Raw genomic sequence first — 19,163 nt, forward strand, 5'->3', positions numbered from 1 at the left:
TCTCGTCAGGACGGCCAGCACAGGGCGCGCAGCGTGCCGACCGGCTGGCCGCCACCGAGCACCGGCGGCTCACCGAGTTCGGCCAGAGCCACCGGATCCAGGCCTTCGGCGTCGGTGCCAGTGCCGACGCCGAGCCGGCGCAGCGCGGCGACCACCGGCGGCACCGTCGCCCGCTGCGCACCGTCGTCGATCTTCACCGCGATCGCCCCGACACCGGGCACCGCCACCGCCAGCACACCCTCCGCGCCGACCTTGGCCAGCAGCCCGGGCACCGCCCGCATCAGCCGGGTGTCGGCCCGTCCGGTGCCGGCCACCAGCTCCGGGTACGCCCGCATCGCGTCCGCCACGGTCCGCTCCACCGACCCGGCAAGGCCGTGCACCAGCCGCAGGAACGCCCGCGCCACCGCGGTCAGCGACAGCGCCAGCACCGGCGCGCCGCAGCCGTCCACCCCGACGGCGGCGGCCGGCTCACCGGCGTACTCCTCGACGGCGGCCCGGATCCGCTCCTGCAACGGATGCTCCGGATGCCAGTACTCCTCCACCGGCCAGCCAGCCGCCCGGCAGGTCAGCAGCATCCCGGCGTGCTTGCCGGAGCAGTTCATCTGCAGCCGACTCGGCCCGCCACCGGCTCGCAGCACGTCGGCTGCGGCGGCCGCGCCGACCGGCAGCTCCGGCGGGCAGCGCAGCGCCGCCTCGGTGAGCCCGGCGGTACGCAGCAACGCGGCCACCCGGGCCAGGTGGAAGTCCTCGCCACTGTGGCTGGCACAGACCACCGCCAGATCGGCTGGATCGGCCAGCCGCAGCCCGGCCCACAGCATCCCGATCGCCTGCAACGGCTTGTTCGCCGACCGGGGAAACACCGGCGACTCCACGTCGCCGAACCGCTCCCGCAGGCCGCCGTCAGCGGCCAGCACCACCAGTGAGCCGTGATGCCGGCTCTCCACGAAACCGGAGCGGGCCATCTCGACCAGCGGCACCCCGCCGGCGTACCCGGTCAACTCTGCGACATCCCGGCTCAGGGCTCGATCGCGGCGGTGAACTCACCGGCACGCAGATCGGCGTCGTCCGGCACGTTGCGTTTCACCACCGCCAGAGCGACCATGCCGAGCTCGTGGTGGCGCAGCGCGGTGCCGACGAAGCCGACCGTCCGGCCCTCCAGGGTCAGCGGGGTGCCGGCGTCCGGCGGAGTGTCACTGGCCACCCCGTCGAGGTGCAGCAGCACCAGCCGGCGCGGTGGCCGGCCCAGGTTGTGCACCCGGGCCACCGTCTCCTGCCCCCGGTAGCAGCCCTTGTCGAGGTGGACCGCCGGTCCGAGCAGGCCGACCTCCGCCGGAATCGCCCGGTGGTCGGTCTCCAGACCGACCCGGGGGGTACGCGAGGCGACCCGCATCGCCTCGTACGCCCAGAGCCCGGCCGGGGTGGCACCGGCCGCAGTCGCCTCGGCCACCAGCTGTGCCGTCGCGGCCCGGGGTACCAGCAGGTCGACGCCGAGTGGCACCCGGCGGGCCCAGCCACCCCGGTACGGCCCGTCCGTCGGCAGCGCGGCCACCGGGTAGAGCACGGTGGGCCGGTCGGGGATCGACCCGGCGGCGAACTTCGACGCGGGCACCGGCAGCAGGTCCGGGTCGGCCAGCCCGGTCACGCCCAGCGCCGCCGCCGCGTCGACCGCAGCCGGGCCGACCAGCGACAGCACCGCCCAGTCGGCGGTCACCTCCGCCGGGTCGACCTGGGTGAAGAACCGCATTTTCAGCAGGTACGCCAGCAGCTCGCCGGCCATCTGTGGCTCGGTGTCCAGCCAGGTGCTGGTGCCGTCCTCGGCGACCATCGCGTGCTGCTCCACGTGGCCGTGCGGGGAGAGCACCAGCAGCTCGGTGCCCTGACCTGCGCGCAGCGTCGCCAGGTGCTGGGTGGTCAGAGTGTGCAGCCAGCCGATCCGTTCGGCACCGGGCACCGCCAGCACGCCCCGGTTGCTCCGGTCGACCAGGCCGACCTCGGTGGCGAGCCGACGCTGCTCACGCATCGGGTCGCCGTAGTGGGCGGCGACCCCGGCGTCGGGGGAGCCGGTGGTCACGTCGGCGATGTCCACCGCGCCGGCTACGTCGATCACTGTTTTCCTCCGCACCGCTCGCAGGTGCCGAACAACGCCATGTGGCCGATGTCGACTTGGAAGCCGCGCTGTTCGGCGAGCGCGGTGATCAGCGGCTCGGCCAGCGCCGGGTCCATCTCCGAGACCGACTTGCAGGATCGGCAGACCAGATGGACGTGCTGGTCCTCGCCGACCGAGTGGAACGTCGGCGAACCGTGCGACAGGTGGGTGTGGGTGACCAGGCCCAGCTCTTCGAACAGCTCCAAAGTGCGGTAGATGGTGGTGATGTTGACCCCGGCGGCGACCTCGCGCACCGCGTTGAGCACCTGCTCCGGGGTGGCGTGTCCCAGCTCGTGCACCGCTTCCAGGATCAGCTGACGCTGCGCGGTCAGCCGTAGCCCGCGCGAGCGCAGCATCTCTGCCAGGGAAGATTCAGCCACCGTCGCCATCCTATCGCCGCCGTCTCCGTAGCCGACCCGTCTCCGTAGCCGACCCGTCTCCGTAGCCGACCCGTCTCCGTAGCCGATCCGGATCAGCCGCCGACCCGGATCAGCCGGGCGGACAGGTGCGGGGAGAGCGGCTGACCGACGGCGGCCATTTCCTGGGCGTACAGCAGCGCCCCCTCGACGATGCCGAACAGCCGGTGACCGCCGGTGACCTCCTTGGCGGTACCGGTACGCACCACGGCGTCGGTGGCCAACTCGACCTGCACCCCGGTGACCCGGCCCAGGTAGAGCTCCATCACCCCGGTCGGGGTCATCATCGTCGCCTCCAGCTCACCGGTGGCCCGGCCGTCGGCGTCGGTGACCGCCCGCCACCAGCCGAGTTCGCGACCGGCCGGGCGCACCGGGCGGGACTGCTCGTCGAGCAGCCAGGCCCGCGACTCGTACTGCAGGAACGGCCGGCCGTCGTGGCTGATCCGGATCTCCTGCGCGTAGTCGAAATCCTCGATCGTCGGGTAGCCGCCGCGCCCCCGCCCACGCCACACCCCGATGTAGGGCAGCAGCGCGTTCAACGCCGGGTGCAGCTTCGGGCCGACTCGCAGGTCGTGGCTCTCCTCGAACGGATACGGGTCGACCGGCGGGGCGTCCAGCCACGGCGGCCGGACCGGGTTCTCCTCGGTGCTCGGCTGTCCCGCTCCGGACGCGCTGCTCGCGCTCATCGGTCCTCCGCTTTCTCACCAGCGTCCACGGCAGATGCGGACCGCGAGGTAGACCAGGCCACCGGCGAGCGCGCCGAAGCCTGCCACCAGCAGGCTGACGAACCCGATCTCGGTAACCATGACAAGGCCATCCTATGCTGGCCGCATGGCTCGCACTCTCGTCGTAAAGGCGACCGCCGGCTCGGACGAGCCAGAGCGGTGCGCCCAGGCGTTCACCGTAGCGGGCACCGCCGCCGCGGCCGGCGTCGAGGTCTCCCTCTGGCTGACCGGTGAGTCGGCGTGGTTCGGGCTGCCCGGCCGGGCCGCCGAGTTCGACCTGCCGCATTCGGCGCCGCTGCCCGACCTGCTGGACGCGGTACTGGCCAGCGGCGGTCGGGTTACGGTCTGCACGCAGTGCGCGGCCCGCCGCGGGTTCGGCCCGGACGATGTGCTGCCGGGGGTACGGATCGCCGGGGCGGCGGTCTTCGTCGAGGAGATCATGGCCGACGGCGTCCAGGCCCTCGTCTACTGACCGGGCTGGCAGTCGCCGACGGGTCAGCGGGATCGGGATCAGCAGGTGAAGTCGGTGGAGGCGATCCAGACGTCGTCGCCGTCGAGCCGCACCACGGTGCCCTTGGTGCCGTACCGGTGGACGAACAGCGGTGCCTGATCGGAGACGACGGTGGCGCGCGGCATGGTGAAGCCGAGCGACGCCCACTCGTCGGACTCCGCTGTGCTGACCGCGGTCAGCGCGTAGCTGCTGAGCTGTCCGTCGCCGTCGGGACAGGGCAGTTCGACCGACGATGCGGCCCGTACGTCGGCCACCCCGAAGGCGCCCGTCAGCAACTCGGCGTGGCTGCGCGGGGTGGGGTCGGCGGTGGCGCCCGGCCGGGGGTCGGCGGGTGCGGGCCGGGACCCGTCGGACGCCGGTCGGCAGCCGGTGCTGATCCGCAGCTGCACCACGCCGGCGCGGATCAGTTCGCCGCGGACCGCGACGAAGTCACCGGCGTCGGCACCGAGCCGCGACCGGCCGGTGGCGGCGTCGTGCCGGGCTATCGCGGCGTAGCTGGCCGGGAGCCGGCGGGCGATCCGGTCGAGCAACGCCGGGCCGGCGCCGGGTGCCGTGTAGGCGGTGAGCAACCGGGTCAGTTCGGCGCCGGGTCGCATCGGCGTGATCCGGCAGCCGGCGGTGATCTGCTCCTCGGCCAGCACCACCACCCCGGCGTCGCCGACCGCAGCGGTCAGGTCGATCGCCGCCCGGTCGGCGACCGGCCGGGCCTGCCCGATGTCGCGCTGCTCGCGAACGGTCGGGCTGTCGTCCCGCTGGGACTGCACGGCCAGGCCGAACAGCAGCACGATCCAGGCCACTGCGGCGGCCGCCAGCCACCACCGCCACCACCGACGCACCGGGCTCTGGCCAGCGGCGTTCGGCGGTACGGCGGCGGCCGGCGGTCCCGCCGGCGGCGGGACCGCTGCGGCCAGGTGTGCCGGCGGGACGGCCGGGGTCGCGGGCGGGTCGTCAGTCACCCGGCCATCGTGCCAGGCACCGGCCAGGGCAGCCGGCCCGCCCGGCAGCCGTCAACAGCCGGCCCGCCCGGCAGCGGTCAGCAGCCGACCTCGACGGGCCGGCCGATCCGCTGCTCCGGCAGCTCCCGATCTGGCCCGTCCCAGCCGGGCTCGCTCGGCACCGCATCCTCGTGGACCAACTGGTCGCGGACCAGCTCGTCGCGAACGGCCGCGTCGTCGCGAACGGCCAGGTCGTCACGAACGGCCGCGTCGTCACGAACGGCCAGGTCGTCACGAACGGCCGCGTCGTCACGAACGGCCAGGTCGTCACGGCCAGCGTCGTCGCTGGCCAGGTCGTCCCGCCGGTAACCGGCCGGGTCCGGTCCCGCCGCCGATGCGCCGAAGTTGTCCGGTGCGCTCGACGCGAGCCGGTAGCCGACGCCCCGTACGGTCTGGATCTCCAGGCCGCCGCCGGCGCCGCGCAACTTGCGGCGCAGCCGTTTCACGGCCGAATGCAGGATGGCCGTGTCGCCGAGGTAGGCCCCGCCCCAGACCGAGCCGAAGAGCCGTTCGTAGGTCCAGACCACCACCGGCGGGGTGGCCAGCCGGGCCAGCAACTCCCGTTCCAGCCGGGTCAGCGCCAACGGCTCACCCCGCCAGGTGACGAGATGGCCGGGCACGTCGACGACGAGGTCGCCGAGCACGACCGGCGCCGCCGGCTCCGGGTCCTCCGCCGGTACGGGCGGGAACAACATCGCCCGTAACTCGGCCAAATCAGTACAGATGACTACCGTGCCGCAGTCGTCGAGCCGTCTTACGACGCGCTCACGGACGGCTACGTCAGCGGTGACACACACGACCAGTGGCACCTCACCGTTGACCACCGCGCTCCTCCCCAGGTTGCTGCGTGTCATCAGACAACGCCGTTTAGTCGCCGGAGTCAACAGCGACAGTCACCGATACCACTGCGGCCCGACGCTCGACCACGTGTTGCCCGGGTACTGCCTGAAAACTGCCCAACAGACCCCATTGATCACCAACGTCGCCCACTAAAGCATGACTCGTAGCCGCCGTGCGAAAACTATCCGTAGAGCACTGCCCGCACGCGACTTGGGCGGATATCGGGCTTTCCGGTCCGCTGATCCCGCGGTCCGGCGAGTACGGGCCGCCTACGAGCATGGGGGGACCGCGTGGTCGACCTGCCCCGCCGCCGACTTGGACGACACCATAGTGACCGCAGCACCGCCCGCCGCCGCGTCCGCGGCGGCCTGGGCCGGCTGCTGCACCGGACGCTCACCGCTGGGCTGATCACCCTGCTCGCGGTGACCGCCCAACCCGCCGCCGCGACCGCCGCACCCGGTGCCGGCCCGGTCGACGGGTCGGCCACCGCGCCGATCAGCGCCGAACTCGCCGCCGAACTGGACCGGAACGGCACCGTCGACTTCATGGTCTACCTGCGGGACCGCGCCGACCTGTCCGGCGCGGCCGATGCCGCCAGCGCCGGAATGCCGGCCGGTGACCGTCGCGCCGACGCCCGAGCCGAGGCTGTGTACGACGAGTTGACCACCACCGCCCAGCGCAGCCAGCAGAGCCTGCGCAAACTGCTCGACGGGCGGAAGGCCGGCTACACCGCGTACTGGATCGCCAACGCGGTCCGGGTCACCGGCGACCGGGACCTGGTTGACCGGATCGCCGCCCTGCCCGAGGTGCAGCAGCTGGAACCGGCCCGCAGCTACCCGCTGCTCACCCCGGAACCAGCCGAACCGGTGCCGCCGGTCGGCGACGACGCCGGCACCACGGCCGTCGAGTGGAACATCGACGACGTCCGGGCGCCACAGGTCTGGTCCGAATTCGGCACCAGCGGCGACGGGATCGTCGTGGCCACCATCGACAGCGGCGTCGAGTTCGACCACCCGGCCCTCGCGGCCAGCTACCGGGGAGCCGGCACCGGCGGCTACGACCACGACTACAACTGGTTCGACCCGACCGGCATCTGCCCGGCCGGGACCCCCTGTGACAACAACGGTCACGGCACCCACGTCACCGGCACCATGACCGGCGACGACGGCGGCGACAACCAGACCGGCGTGGCGCCCGGTGCCCGCTGGATCGCCGCCAAGGGCTGCGAGGTGGACACCTGCTCCGACGCGTCGCTGCTGGCCGCCGGCCAGTGGGTGCTCGCCCCGACCGACACCTCGGGCGCGAACCCCCGGCCGGAACTGCGCGCCGACGTGGTCAACAACTCGTGGGGCGGCGGGCAGGACGACCCGTGGTACCGGCAGACCGTCGATGCCTGGATCGCCGCCGGCATCTTCCCGGCCTTCGCCATCGGCAACGAGGGACCGGGCTGCGGCACCGCCAGCTCCCCCGGCGACTACCCGCAGGCGTACGCCGCCGGCAACTACGACGCCGACCACCGGATCGCCGCCCGGTCCAGCCGGGGCGCCTCGCTTGTCGACGGATCGGTCAAGCCGAACATCGCCGCGCCCGGCACCGCGGTCCGCTCCAGCGTCCCCGGTGGCGGGTACGCGGCGTACAGCGGCACCTCGATGGCCTCCCCGCACGTCGCCGCCACCGTCGCGCTGGCCTGGTCGGCGGCGCCGACCCTGCACGGCGACATCGCCGCCACCCGGGCCCTGCTGGACGGCACCGCGATCGACACCGACGACACCAGTTGCGGCGGCACCGCCGCCAACAACAACAACTTCGGCGAAGGACGGCTCGACGCGTACGCCGCCGTCGACGCCGCCCCGCGCGGACCCGCCGGCCGGGTGACCGGCGTGGTCACCGGCGACGGCGACCCGCTGCCCGGTGCCACCGTCTCCACCGGCGACCGCAGCGTCACCACCGGCACCGACGGCGGCTACTCGCTGACCCTGCCGACCGGCGAGCACACCATCACCGCCAGTGCGTTCGGCTACCAGCCGGACAGCGCCACGGTCACGGTCGCCGAGGACGGCACCGTCGAGCAGGACTTCGACCTGGCCGCCACCACCCTGGTCACGCTCAGCGGTCGGGTCACCGACGCGGCCGGCCACGGCTGGCCGCTCTACGCCCGGGTCGAGGTCGACGGGCGACCCGAGACGGCCACCTACACCGATCCGGCATCCGGCCGCTACACGCTGACCGTGCCCGGCGGCACCGCCGTGACGCTGGTCGCCACGGCGACGCTCGCCGGATACCAGCCGGCCCGGGTGGAGGTGCCGGCCGGGGACACCGACCGCACCGTCCACCTGGCGGTGCCGGTCACCGCCGAGTGTGTCACCCCCGGATACGTGGCCAGCTTCGGCGACCCGGTGCTCGCCGAGAGCTTCCCGACCGCCGACACCCCGGACGGCTGGTCGGTGGTGAACCGTACCGACGGCGGCGGTTGGGAGTTCACCGACATCGGTTCGCGGGGCAACCTGACCGGTGGTGACGGCGGCTTCGCCAACATCGACAGTGACGCGCTCGGCGTCGGTGAGGTCCAGGACACCGACCTGGTCACCCCGATGCTGGACCTGTCCGGAGCGGACGCGCCGTACCTGCGGTTCGCCAGCGACTGGCGGGCGGTGGGGCTCAGCGACAGCGCCGAGATCGGCGTCTCGGTCGACGGCGGCGCCAGCTGGACCAACGTGTGGCGGTACACCACCAGCCGGCGCGGACCGCGCACCGAGGAGATCCCGCTGACCTCGGTGGCCGGTGCCGACGAGGTGCTGATCCGGTTCCGCTTCCAGGGCAGCTACGCCTGGTGGTGGCAGGTCGACGACGTCGAGGTGGTCGACCGCAGCTGCACTCCGCTGCCCGGTGGCCTGCTGGTCGGCAACACCACCGACCACAACACCGGGGCCGCGCTGAACGGGGTCACGGTGGCCAGCGCCACCGACCCGACGGTACGGGCGGTCTCCGCCGCCACGCCGGACGACCCGGCCCTGCCTGACGGCTTCTACCAGCTCTTCTCGCCGCTGGTCGGCGAGCAGGAGTTCACCGCGACGCGGGCGCCGTACCAGGTACGCAGCCGGACGGTGACGGTGGTCGCCGACCGGGCCCGCCGGGCCGACTTCTCGGTCAAGGCCGGCCGGCTGACGATCAGCCCGACCAGCCCGGTCGTGTCCCACCAGCCGTACGGCAGCACCCGCAAGGCCAAGGTGACGGTGACCAACACCGGCAGCGCGCCGGCCGAGGTCGAGATGCTGACCGGCGATGGTGGCTTCAGCCTGCTGGGCGGTGACGGTGCCCCGCTGGTCGAACACAAGGTGAAGGGGATCAGCAAGGCCTGGCAGGGTCCGGCGTACGGTGCCCCGGCCGGTGCCGCGCCGACCCGGATCACCGCCGCGTCGCAGGCGGCCGGAGCTGGTGCGGCCGGAGCCGGGGCGGGGACGGCCGCCGATGCCTGGACGCGGGCCCCGGACCACCCGACCGCGGTCTTCGACAACGCGGCCGCCACGCTCGACGGCAAGGTCTACTCGGTCGGCGGTGGCAGCACCACCGGCACCGAACAGGACGCCTGGGTCTACGACCCGGTCACCGACGCCTGGAGCGCCCTGCCCGACCTGCCGACGGCCCGCAGCAAGCCGGTGCTCGCCGCAGCCGGCGGCAAGCTGTACCTGTTCGGCGGATGGGGTGCCGGTGGGACTCCGGTGGCGAGCGTCGACGTGTTCGACCCGGCGACCGGGACGTGGGCCACGCTGTCCGGGGTGACCAGCCCCGCGCCACGGGCCGCGGCCGGATCCGCCGTCATCGGCGGCACGATCTACCTGATCGGCGGCTGCATCGACGGCACCTGCACCGACTCGCGTACGGTGCTGGCGTTCGACACCGGCACCGGCACGTTCCGGTCCCGGGCCGACTATCCGGTCGCCGCGTCGTGGCTGGGCTGTGGCGGAATCGGTGAGCGGGCGTACTGCGCCGGCGGCGCCGGCACCGTCGAGTACCGGTCGACGTACGCCTACGATCCGGCCACCGACGCCTGGAGCCCGTTGCCGGACCTGCCGCTCGACCTGTGGGGCGGGCAGTACGCGGCGGCCGGTGGCCTGCTGGTGATCGCCGGCGGCGTGACCGGGGCGTCCACCACGGTGACGAACCGTACGGTCGGCTTCGACCCGGCCGCCGGTGAGTGGCGGGACCTGCCGAACACCGAGTTCGCCCGGTACCGGGGCGCCGGTGCCTGCGGGGCGTACAAGGTCGGTGGTTCGCCGAGCTCGTTCGTCGGTTCGGCGCAGGTGGAGGTGCTCGCCGGGCTGGAGCTGTGCGACGCCGCAGCCGACCTGCCGTGGCTGGTCACCGACCCGGGCAGCTTCACGCTGGCCCCCGGTGCCTCCCGGACGGTCACCGTCACGTTGACGGCGACCGTCGAGGCTGGCGTGGACCAGCCCGGCCGGTACGCCGCGACCCTCGGGGTGCGGTCCGACACCCCGTACCCGGTGGGCCAGGTGGACGTGCAGATGAACGTCTCGCCGCCGGCGTCCTGGGCGAAGGTGCGGGGCACGGTCACCGGGGTCAGCTGCGCCGGGGTCGAGGTCGGGGTGGCCGGGGCGACGATCCGGCTGAACTCGCTGACCGATCCGGGCACCGGCTACACGCTGCGCACCGACGCCGACGGCGGGTACGCGTACTGGCTGCCACGCGGGCAGTACGAGATCATCACCGCGAAGGACGGCTGGGTGCCGCAGGCCCGGCAGGAACGGCTGCCGGCCGGGATCGTCACCACGGTCGACAGCGTGCTCGAACCGGTCGACCCCTGCCCGGCCCGCCTCGGCGGGATCTGACCGGGTGACCGGTCCGACCGTCGGCGCGTCTGATCGACGGTGAGAACGGGTGCCGGGCCAGCCCAGCTCTGGCCCGGCACCCGCCGGCGGTCAACCCGGAATCGTCACGGGTTGACCGGGCATCGCACCCAGTCCCGGCCCTTCACGTAGGACCAGGAACAGGTGTGCACGGCGTGGCCTTTACGGTTTCGCAGGAATGCTTTGTCACCTTCGACGTCCCACACGAAACCGTTGTTGTTCCAGTAGACGGTCCGCGCGGTGTCGTCTCCGGTGCCGGAACGCAGCCACAGCCGTCCGCCTTTTGCAGGAATGACGACGTCGCCGAACCGGTAGGTCCGGCCGTTCTTGTTGTGCACCGTGTAGCCGCGCAGGTTGATCGCCGTCTTGCCACGGTTGACCAGTTGCAGCCATTCCCGGTTGGTCAGCGCACCGCTGCCGTCGTCGACGCCGTTCGGGTGGTACTGCACGCTGTGCACCCGCAGGCTGGGCGCGGCACTCGCAGGTGCGGCGATGGTCATCGAGGTGACCAGCCCGAGCATCGCCGCAGTCAGGACACCGACAGTCTTTCGCATGATTCCCCCCATGGGATGAGCAATTTTCGCAAAGCGTCGTCGAGGAATCCGAAGAACGATTCGCCGCACGCCCGCTACCGCCACGAAAAATTGTGTACGACAGGCCGACCAATTCACCAGAGAGTGACGTCATCAAGTCAGTTCGTCCTGCCGCACCGTCATGTCGGGCGCTGGTGACTTGTCGGCGTGGCCACCGGCCGGAGCGACCAGGGTGACGCCGTCGGTCGGCCGTTTCCGCTGTCCACAGGGCGACAGCGGGGACCGACGACGGGGAGTCCGCCGGCAATGTCGGTCACGAAGCCGACAGGCCGCCGCCCCGGAAAGAGTTCCGGGGCGGCGGCCTGTCGTCGGGTCGGGCCGGGCGTCAACTGCCGACGGTCACCGAGACCTCGTTGACTCCCTGGGCGGCGGTCACCGGGGTGTCGCCGTTGCCGTGCCGGGACAGGGCCCGCAGGGTCCAGCTGCCCGGGGCGGCGAAGAACCGGAACTGGCCGGCCGGCGAGGTCACCACCTCGGCGGTGAACTCGCCGGTGGAGTCCAGCAGCCGCACGTACGCGCCGGCCACGGCCTCGCCGTCGGCGGACCGCACGGTCCCGGTGATCACGGTCTCCTTGGCCAGGTCGACGCTGGCCGGCAGCGGTGCCGCCTGGTCCGGGGCGGCGCAGCCCGCCGCGGTCGCGGCGTTCGGTGTGGTCGCAGCGGTCATCGTCACGCCTTTCCGGGCTCGTCGCCGAGCACCACCGGCACGCCGATCAGCGAGCCGTACTCGGTCCAGGACCCGTCGTAGTTCTTCACGTTGGAGTGCCCGAGCAGCTCCTTGAGCACGAACCAGGTGTGCGAGGAACGCTCGCCGATCCGGCAGTACGCGATGGTGTCCTTGCCGTCTTCAAGGCCGGCCTCGGCGTACAGGGCGCGCAGCTCGTCGTCGGACTTGAAGGTGCCGTCCTCGTTGGCGGCCTTTGACCACGGCACGTTGACCGCGGTCGGGATGTGCCCGGCCCGCTGCGCCTGCTCCTGCGGCAGGTGGGCGGGGGCGAGCAGCCGGCCGGCGAACTCGTCGGGCGAGCGGACGTCGACCAGGTTCTGGGTGCCGATCGCGGCCACCACCTCGTCGCGGAACGCCCGGATGGAGCTGTCCGGCTCCTGGGCGACGTACTGGGTGGCCGGGCGGGCGACCACCTCGGTGGTCAACGGGCGGGCGTCGAGCTCCCACTTCTTGCGGCCGCCGTCGAGCAGCTTGACGTCGCGGTGGCCGTACAGCTTGAAGTACCAGTACGCGTACGCGGCGAACCAGTTGTTGTTGCCGCCGTAGAGCACCACGACGTCGTCGTTGCCGATGCCCCGCTCGGACAGCAGCGCCTCGAACTGCGACTTGTTGATGAAGTCGCGGCGTACCGGGTCCTGCAGGTCGGTCTTCCAGTCGATCTTGACCGCGCCGGCGATGTGCCCGCCGTCGTACGCGGAGGTGTCCTCGTCGACCTCGACGAAGACGACGCCCGGGGCGTCGAGGTTCTTCTCGGCCCAGTCGGCCGAAACGAGTGCGGTGTCGCGACTCATCAGATCACTCCCTGGTTGGTCTCCCCCTTGCCCGGCGGGCCGCCGGTGCGGAGGAAGCGGATCGGTGGCGAGTCCACGCCGCAGGTTGTCGCACCTGTGCGGGACCCTGGAGGACGGATCACGGACGTGCGACGGCGCCGCTGCCGGGCGATGGTGAGAATTCTTCGGCGCTGGTCACCGACCACAGAAGGGGTCGACGACAGCCCGCCGGGTCAGCCCGCCGTCAGAGGACCGGGCGACACAGGCAGGTGGCCACACGGCACAGGTCGACCGCGCGCCGCTTGGTGAGGAACTTCCCCATGGGGCCGAAGCTTACCAGCCTGTTTCCGGACGGTCACCGATCCGACCACGCAATGGGACATCCGCGGGTTGAGACCTGCGCCACCCCCACCGGAGACGGTCAGCCGAGCAGGCTGGTCAGCCGAGTGCACTGGTCAGCCGAGTGCGCTCAGCGGCACGTCGGTGGCGGTGGCGGTGACGGCGAGGCCGGCCGGCGTCACCGCCACCTCCTGCAGGTCGAGCTGGAACGGCAGGGCGGGCAGCGGCACCGCGATGGACAACTGCTGGGCGTAGGCCTCGACGAACCCGCGGGCCGCCTCGTCACCGGGCAGCCCTTCGGCGGCGAGTTCGTCGAAGCGCAGCAGCACCTCGCCCTGGGCGACCTCCAGGTCTGCGGTACCGGTCAGGGTGACCTGCTGGCCGAGGATGTCCACCGGGGCGGTGACGCCGAGCCGTCCGTCCTGTTCGGACAACTCCACGCCGGGCTGGTCGATCAGTTGCACAATGCTGTCGTAGGAGACCGTGGCGGTGCCCTGCACGGTCTCCGCGGTGACCTCACCCTGCCCGGTGCGCAGCGTCTCCAACGGCGCCTGTACGCCCCGCGCGTCGACGTCGAGGGTGGGCAACCGCACGCTGTTGCCGTTGACCGCCGCCGACACGTCGCGCAGCACGATCGAGACCGACTGGTAGCGGCCGGTGGCGACCTGGCTGAGGAACGGGAACCCGCCGATCGAGACCTCCGGCTCGGAGGATTCGATGTTCTGCCCGGCCACCTGCTGGCGAATCTGGTCAGCGACCGCCCGTTCGGCGTAGGCGACGGCGACCCGGTCGGCGACGACCAGGACCAGCGCCAGAACGAGCAGTAGCACCGCGACGACGGCCAGCAGCCGGCGCGCTCGTCGGCCCGGTTGCCGCCGAGGACGCGACCGGCGGACCGGTTCCTCCTGGTACGCCGGATAGGTCGACACGGTGCCTCCTCGGCTGCGGACGGATGCGCCGTACCGTATCTACCCAACCTGAATACGGCTCACCCGGCACCGGCCCGACCAGGTGCCTCACCTGACCGACCCGGCACCTCAGTTGAAGATCAGCACACCGAGGGCGTAGGACAGCGGCGCGGCGAGGGCGAACCCGCCGAGCGGTCCCTGCATGTGCCGGGCCACCCACATGGTCGGCGGTTCCCCGGCCATCTGCCGGCTGGCCTCGGCGTAGCCGGTGGCCAGATCGACCAGGACCGCCGCGCTTGCCGCGACCAGGCCGACCAGGGCCGCGGTGACCGGGGTGAAGCCGACCACGTAGATGCCGAGCACCGCGCTGGCCAGCGTGCCGACCATCGCACCGAGCACCACGCCGGTTGCGCCCCGGGGCACCTGCGGGGCAAGCCGCGGCCGGGCCACCACCGCGTCGGTGAGCCGGGCGGTCATCAGGGCGATGCCGGTGCCCGCCAGCGCCACCACGATGGTCTGGGTACCACCGAGCTGCAGCCGGCTGAGCACGATCAGGGTGGCGAAGGCGACCACTCCGACGACGATCTGCAACGTGGCGCCGAGCGACTCGGTGACCCTGGTGCGGTCGGCCGGCCGGATCAGCTGGGCGAGCACCGCGACGACGAAGCCACCTGCCGCGGCGTACCCGACCGGGGCCAGCGACGCGACGGTCGGCAGCAACGCTCCGATGTCGGCGGCGGCCGCAGCCAGCAGGCTCACCCCGCCGATGACCGGCATCGCCGGCGGCCGGATCGCCAACGTCCAGGAAATCACGAAGAGCAGCTGTACGCCGAAGACGACGATGGTGAACGGGGTCCGGGCCAGCCCTGGCCCGGCGGTCTGCCCACCGAAGATCAGCCCCAGGGCCAGCAGCACGGAGAACCCGGCCACGGTGAGCGAGATGGTCCGGCTGACCGGCACCGGCGCCGACGCGGACCGGCTGCTGACGGTTTCCTGCTCCCCGGTGCGGTCCGGCCGGTCAGCCGGCCGGCGGTCCGCCGCACCCGACGGACCGGCGGCCTCGCCGGCCCCAGCGGCCGCACCACCGGGAGCGGGCGCGTGGCCCGGGGCAGGCGCCGGAGCCCGACCAGGGGCCGGGCCGGGAGCAGGTGCCCGACCGGGTACCGGCGCGGCCGCCCGACCGGGACCGGGACCGGGTGCCCGACCGGGAGCGGGCGCCCGGCCTGGGGCCGGTGCCCGGCCCGGCACCGGTGGGCCGGGGTCCGGCGGTCCCGGAACGACGGCGCGACCGGGGCCGCCCCGCATGCCGCCGGGCCGCCCGCCGGGCGGTGGCCCGGCCGGCGACTCCCGGCTACCGTCAGGCCACTGTCCGCGACCGGTCTCGGATGGCGTGGAGGGATGCACGCCCTGATGGTGCCAGACGGGGCGGGTGGCCCGCTGGCGACGGCGCGGGGCCGTTATGGCCGAACGCACAGATGAACAGCTCACCGCCCCACTGTTTCCGGCACCTAATCGGTTAAGCTCATGGCTTAACCACCCGTCAGCGAAGCCGGGGTTCGACGCCACTGTCTGCGGTGACGGCCACGTGGCCGGCGTCCGCGGTCACCACGCGCGGCCGGGACAGGCCGCGAGGACGGAGGTGATGTGTGGAAATCCTGCTGCTGGTAACGGCCCGTGCGGGCGAGCCGTCGGCCGTACTGCCCGCACTCGACCTGCTCCCCCACTCGGTGCGGACCGCGCCCCGCGACGTCCGCACCCTGGTTTCCGGGCCGAGCCCGGACGCGGTCCTGGTCGACGCCCGGTCGGAGCTGTCCGAGGCCCGGGCGACCTGCCGGATGCTGCATGCCACTGGTCTGGGCGTCCCGCTGGTCGCGGTGGTCACCGAGGCCGGCCTGATCGCGCTGAACGCCGACTGGGGCGTCGACGACGTCATCCTGGCCAGCGCCGGCCCGGCCGAGGTGGAGGCGCGGCTGCGGTTGGCGGTAGGTCGGCTGACCAACGCCACCTCAGGCGCGGGCGGGCTGATCCGGGCCGGCGAGCTGACCATCGACCCGGACACCTACGCGGCAAAGCTCAAGGGCCGTCCGCTCGACCTGACCTACAAGGAGTTCGAGCTGCTCAAGTTCCTCGCCCAGCATCCGGGGCGGGTCTTCACCCGCGACCAGCTGCTGCGCGAGGTCTGGGGCTACGACTACTTCGGCGGTACGCGGACGGTCGACGTGCACGTGCGGCGGCTGCGGGCCAAGCTCGGCTCGGAGTACGAGTCGATGATCGGCACGGTGCGCCAGGTCGGCTACAAGTTCGTGGTGCCGCCGAGCCGCTCGTCGCTGCCGGACACCGAGCCGGCACCGCTGCCGGTGTAGCCGGCAGGTCCAGCCGGACCGGCTGTCGGTCTAGCGGATCCCGCCACCTACCGTGGCGCAACACCGAAACATCAACTGAGGCGCCATCCGGATGTGTCCGGATGGCGCCTCAGTTTTTCGTCCGAATAGATCGTTTAGATCGGTTATCAACCGTTTCATGTAATCAGCCAGCGGCAGCCTCCTAGCGTCGGGCAGACACAACCGACCGACGGTGGGAGGGCTGCAGTGACGGTGCTGGCGGGTCTACGTGGGCTGACCATCGCCGCAGTGACTGTGACGGCCGTCCTGACCTGCGCGTACCTGCTGGGTTCCAGCAGTGCGCCGGCCGAACGGGCCGACCCGGGCCCCACGCCCGCGCCGGCACCGGACCCGACCCGCAGCGGACCCGACCCCGACCTGATGCCGCCACCGGCCCGTTCCACGGCGGCACCGTCGTCGCCCGCCGGGGTGCCGGACCCCGACCGGTCGGCGGCCCGGCTGCCGGCGTACGCCCCACTGGCCCCCGACCGCAGCGGACCGCACGGCACCCGGCGGACCAGCGGCAGCGCCGCAGTCGCCCTCACCTTCGACGACGGCCCGCACCCAGTGCACACCCAGCAGACCCTCGACGTGCTCCGCCAGTTCGGGGTGAAGGCGACCTTCTGCCTGGTCGGCCGGAACGTGGTCGCCTATCCCGAGCTGGTCCGGGCCATCGCAGCCGATGGGCACACCCTGTGCAACCACTCGTGGAGCCACGACTTCGACCTCGGCAGCTACCCGACCGCCGCGATCCGCACGGATCTGATCCGCACCTCCGAGGCGATCCGGGCCGCCGCCCCCGGCCACCCCGTCTCCTACTATCGCCAACCCGGTGGCTTCTGGACTCCCGCCGTGGTCGAGGTGGCGCGGGAACTGGGCATGACCTCGATCCACTGGACCATCGACCCGGCCGACTACTTCCAGCCCGGTGCGGGCAGCATCACCGCGACGGTGACCGCGCAGGCCGTACCCGGGTCGATCGTGCTGCTGCACGACGCCGGTGGCAACCGGACCGGTACGGTGCTGGCGCTGCGCTCGATCCTGCCGAACCTGCGGCAGCGTCTCCTGGTCGACGCGTTGCCGCCGATGGCCGAACCCGCCGATCAGCGCAGCCGCCGGCTGCACCTGCGCACCGGCCAGCTCTGACCCGCGAACCCGCCGCACCGCGACGGGCGGACCCGGCGGGAGATACGGTGGGGCACGTGGCTGAGCGGGTGACCCAGACGACCGCGACCGTCGAGCGGTCCGACCGGCTCGACCCTACCCAGGTCGACCAGGTGCTGAAGCTGGCGGCGGCCGCCGCCGACACCGATGGCGCCGACCCGCTGCCGGAGCAGGTCGTCATCGGCCTGCGGGACGCGGCCTCCGCCCGGCACCTCACGCTGACCGCCCCGGCCGGCGAGATGACCGGGTACGCGTACCTCGACCCGACCGATCCGGCCGGCCCGGTCGCCGAGCTGGTGGTCCACCCGGCACACCGGCGACGCGGGTACGGTCGTCGACTGCTCGCCGGGCTGCTCGACGCCGTCGACCCCGCCGTCCCGCTGCGCGTCTGGGCGCACGGCGACCACCCGTCGGCCGCAGCCCTCGCCCTCGACCACGACCTGGTCCGCGACCGGGTGCTGTTGCAACTGCGCCGAAAGCTGGCCGACCCGCTGCCCGAGCCGGACCTGCCGGCCGGGGTACGGATGCGATCGTTTGTGCCGGTTCAGGACGACGCGGCCTGGGTGGCGCTCAACGCGAAGGCGTTCGCCGACCACCCCGAGCAGGGCCGCTGGGGGTTGCCGCAGCTGCATGCCCGGATCGCGCAGCCGTGGTTCGACCCGGCCGGTTTCCTGCTCGCCGAGGATCCGGCCGGCCGGCTGCTCGGCTTCCACTGGACCAAGGTGCACACCGGGCCGGCGGTCGGCGAGGTCTACGTACTCGGAGTCGACCCGGACGCGCACGGCGGCGGTCTCGGCCGCGCGTTGACCTTGGCCGGGCTGCGGCACCTGGCCACCGTCGGGCTGCACCGGGCGATGCTCTACGTCGACGAGTCGAACACCGCCGCGGTACGGCTCTACACCCGGCTCGGCTTCCTGCGCTGGTCGGCCGACGTGACCTACCGCCGGCACTGACCGACCGGCCTCGGCCGACCGGTTGCACCGGTTGATGCGGGCGCCGGTCAGCCGAACCGGCCGGTGATGTAGTCCTCGGTCGCCTTGACCTTCGGGTTGCTGAAGATCCGCTGCGTGTCGTCCATCTCGATCAGCTTGCCGGGCTGCCCGGTGCCGGCGATGTTGAAAAAGCCGGTGCGGTCGCTGACCCGGGCCGCCTGCTGCATGTTGTGCGTAACGATGACGATGGTGAACTCGGCCTTCAGCTGGTGCATCAGGTCCTCGATGGCGAGAGTGGAGATCGGGTCCAGCGCGGAGCACGGCTCGTCCATCAGCAGCACCGCCGGCTTGACGGCGATCGCCCGGGCGATGCACAGCCGCTGCTGCTGGCCACCGGAGAGGCTGGAGCCGGGCCGGCCCAGCCGGTCCTTGACCTCCTCCCACAGGTTGGCGCCGCGCAACGTCTGCTCGACCAGTTCGTCGAGGTCGGCCTTGCGCATCCGACCGCCGTTGAGCTTCACCCCGGCCGCCACGTTGTCGTAGATCGACATCGTCGGGAACGGGTTGGGACGCTGGAACACCATGCCGACCTGCCGCCGTACCGCGACCGGGTCGACGCCGACGCCGTACAGGTCGTCGCCGTCCATCACGACCTTGCCGGTCACCCGGCCGCCGGGCACCACCTCGTGCATCCGGTTCAAGGAGCGGAGGAAGGTCGACTTGCCGCAGCCGGACGGGCCGATCAGCGCCGTCACGGAACGCGGCTCGATGGTCATGTCGACCTGCTCCACGGCCTTGAAGTTGCCGTAGAAGATGTCGAGGTCGGAGACTTCGATGCGCTTGGCCACTTG

Annotated in this window: 18 protein-coding genes and 1 pseudogene; 5 read left to right on the top strand and 14 right to left on the bottom strand. The window is 72.5% G+C overall.

The annotated features are described in order from the left end of the window. Positions 1 to 5 precede the first annotated feature (5 nt). From ACN27J_RS15945 to mtfM, 5 genes are all read right to left on the bottom strand, one after another. Complete coding sequence (locus ACN27J_RS15945) at positions 6 to 962, bottom strand: asparaginase (protein WP_421372274.1); 957 nt, start codon at positions 960 to 962, stop codon at positions 6 to 8. A gap of 53 nt (positions 963 to 1,015) precedes the next feature. Then, positions 1,016 to 2,107 (bottom strand): YgfZ/GcvT domain-containing protein, encoded by a 1,092-nt coding sequence (locus tag ACN27J_RS15950; protein WP_421367117.1) that lies wholly within the window; start codon positions 2,105 to 2,107, stop codon positions 1,016 to 1,018. Continuing rightward, a complete protein-coding gene (locus ACN27J_RS15955) occupies positions 2,104 to 2,526 on the bottom strand; it encodes a Fur family transcriptional regulator (protein ID WP_278171720.1) in 423 nt (140 codons plus the stop codon). The genes ACN27J_RS15950 and ACN27J_RS15955 overlap by 4 nt, the downstream gene beginning before the upstream one ends. Positions 2,527 to 2,618: 92 nt before the next feature. Then, complete coding sequence (locus ACN27J_RS15960) at positions 2,619 to 3,248, bottom strand: FABP family protein (protein WP_123605847.1); 630 nt, start codon at positions 3,246 to 3,248, stop codon at positions 2,619 to 2,621. A 15-nt stretch (positions 3,249 to 3,263) separates the two neighbouring features. Further along, positions 3,264 to 3,368 (bottom strand): small membrane protein MtfM, encoded by a 105-nt coding sequence (gene mtfM, locus ACN27J_RS15965; protein WP_278171721.1) that lies wholly within the window; start codon positions 3,366 to 3,368, stop codon positions 3,264 to 3,266. A 25-nt stretch (positions 3,369 to 3,393) separates the two neighbouring features. On the opposite strand from mtfM, the gene ACN27J_RS15970 reads away from it, so the two are divergent. Next, on the top strand, positions 3,394 to 3,759 hold the full coding sequence (locus ACN27J_RS15970; protein WP_278171723.1) for a DsrE family protein: 366 nt from the start codon (positions 3,394 to 3,396) through the stop codon (positions 3,757 to 3,759). 38 nt (positions 3,760 to 3,797) lie between these two features. Here ACN27J_RS15970 and ACN27J_RS15975 read toward each other — a convergent pair whose 3' ends face one another. Both ACN27J_RS15975 and ACN27J_RS15980 read right to left on the bottom strand, forming a co-directional pair. After that, the gene (locus ACN27J_RS15975; RefSeq protein WP_421367118.1) at positions 3,798 to 4,754 is read right to left on the bottom strand and encodes a hypothetical protein; all 957 of its coding nucleotides are present in this window, start codon (positions 4,752 to 4,754) and stop codon (positions 3,798 to 3,800) included. A gap of 377 nt (positions 4,755 to 5,131) precedes the next feature. Continuing rightward, positions 5,132 to 5,647, bottom strand: a pseudogene (locus ACN27J_RS15980) (winged helix-turn-helix domain-containing protein); the annotation flags it as partial. Positions 5,648 to 6,013: 366 nt separating this feature from the next. Here ACN27J_RS15980 and ACN27J_RS15985 point away from each other — a divergent pair. Then, complete coding sequence (locus tag ACN27J_RS15985) at positions 6,014 to 10,480, top strand: S8 family serine peptidase (RefSeq protein ID WP_421372276.1); 4,467 nt, start codon at positions 6,014 to 6,016, stop codon at positions 10,478 to 10,480. 104 nt (positions 10,481 to 10,584) lie between these two features. Here ACN27J_RS15985 and ACN27J_RS15990 read toward each other — a convergent pair whose 3' ends face one another. The 6 genes from ACN27J_RS15990 to ACN27J_RS16015 form a co-directional block, all read right to left on the bottom strand. Then, positions 10,585 to 11,052 (bottom strand): lamin tail domain-containing protein, encoded by a 468-nt coding sequence (locus ACN27J_RS15990; protein ID WP_421367119.1) that lies wholly within the window; start codon positions 11,050 to 11,052, stop codon positions 10,585 to 10,587. A gap of 364 nt (positions 11,053 to 11,416) precedes the next feature. Then, on the bottom strand, positions 11,417 to 11,758 hold the full coding sequence (locus ACN27J_RS15995) for a DUF1416 domain-containing protein (protein WP_278171729.1): 342 nt from the start codon (positions 11,756 to 11,758) through the stop codon (positions 11,417 to 11,419). 2 nt (positions 11,759 to 11,760) lie between these two features. Then, positions 11,761 to 12,609 carry a sulfurtransferase gene (locus ACN27J_RS16000; RefSeq protein ID WP_278171731.1) on the bottom strand — a complete coding sequence of 283 codons (849 nt, stop codon included), beginning with the start codon at positions 12,607 to 12,609 and terminating at the stop codon, positions 11,761 to 11,763. A 223-nt stretch (positions 12,610 to 12,832) separates the two neighbouring features. Then, positions 12,833 to 12,928 carry an Ms5788A family Cys-rich leader peptide gene (locus tag ACN27J_RS16005; RefSeq protein ID WP_416552081.1) on the bottom strand — a complete coding sequence of 32 codons (96 nt, stop codon included), beginning with the start codon at positions 12,926 to 12,928 and terminating at the stop codon, positions 12,833 to 12,835. 115 nt (positions 12,929 to 13,043) lie between these two features. After that, a complete protein-coding gene (locus ACN27J_RS16010; protein WP_278171732.1) occupies positions 13,044 to 13,856 on the bottom strand; it encodes a DUF2993 domain-containing protein in 813 nt (270 codons plus the stop codon). Between the two features lie 108 nt (positions 13,857 to 13,964). After that, positions 13,965 to 14,795: a hypothetical protein gene (locus tag ACN27J_RS16015; protein WP_282232409.1), complete on the bottom strand. Its 831-nt coding sequence runs from the start codon at positions 14,793 to 14,795 to the stop codon at positions 13,965 to 13,967. A gap of 686 nt (positions 14,796 to 15,481) precedes the next feature. Between ACN27J_RS16015 and ACN27J_RS16020 the strand changes: the two genes are divergently transcribed. The 3 genes from ACN27J_RS16020 (at position 15,482) to mshD (ending at position 18,333) form a co-directional block, all read left to right on the top strand. After that, entirely contained in the window at positions 15,482 to 16,198 is a 717-nt protein-coding gene (locus ACN27J_RS16020) for a winged helix-turn-helix transcriptional regulator (protein ID WP_278171736.1), read from the top strand. Positions 16,199 to 16,432: 234 nt separating this feature from the next. Next, positions 16,433 to 17,362 carry a polysaccharide deacetylase family protein gene (locus tag ACN27J_RS16025; RefSeq protein WP_421372278.1) on the top strand — a complete coding sequence of 310 codons (930 nt, stop codon included), beginning with the start codon at positions 16,433 to 16,435 and terminating at the stop codon, positions 17,360 to 17,362. A gap of 56 nt (positions 17,363 to 17,418) precedes the next feature. After that, positions 17,419 to 18,333, top strand: coding sequence for a mycothiol synthase (mshD, locus tag ACN27J_RS16030; protein WP_421367121.1), 915 nt, complete (start codon positions 17,419 to 17,421; stop codon positions 18,331 to 18,333). A gap of 47 nt (positions 18,334 to 18,380) precedes the next feature. Here mshD and pstB read toward each other — a convergent pair whose 3' ends face one another. Beyond that, a complete protein-coding gene (gene pstB, locus ACN27J_RS16035; protein ID WP_421367122.1) occupies positions 18,381 to 19,160 on the bottom strand; it encodes a phosphate ABC transporter ATP-binding protein PstB in 780 nt (259 codons plus the stop codon). Between the last annotated feature and the right edge of the window lie 3 nt (positions 19,161 to 19,163).

This window comes from Solwaraspora sp. WMMB762, from assembly GCF_049179115.1.
Classification (GTDB): Bacteria; Actinomycetota; Actinomycetes; order Mycobacteriales; family Micromonosporaceae; genus Micromonospora_E.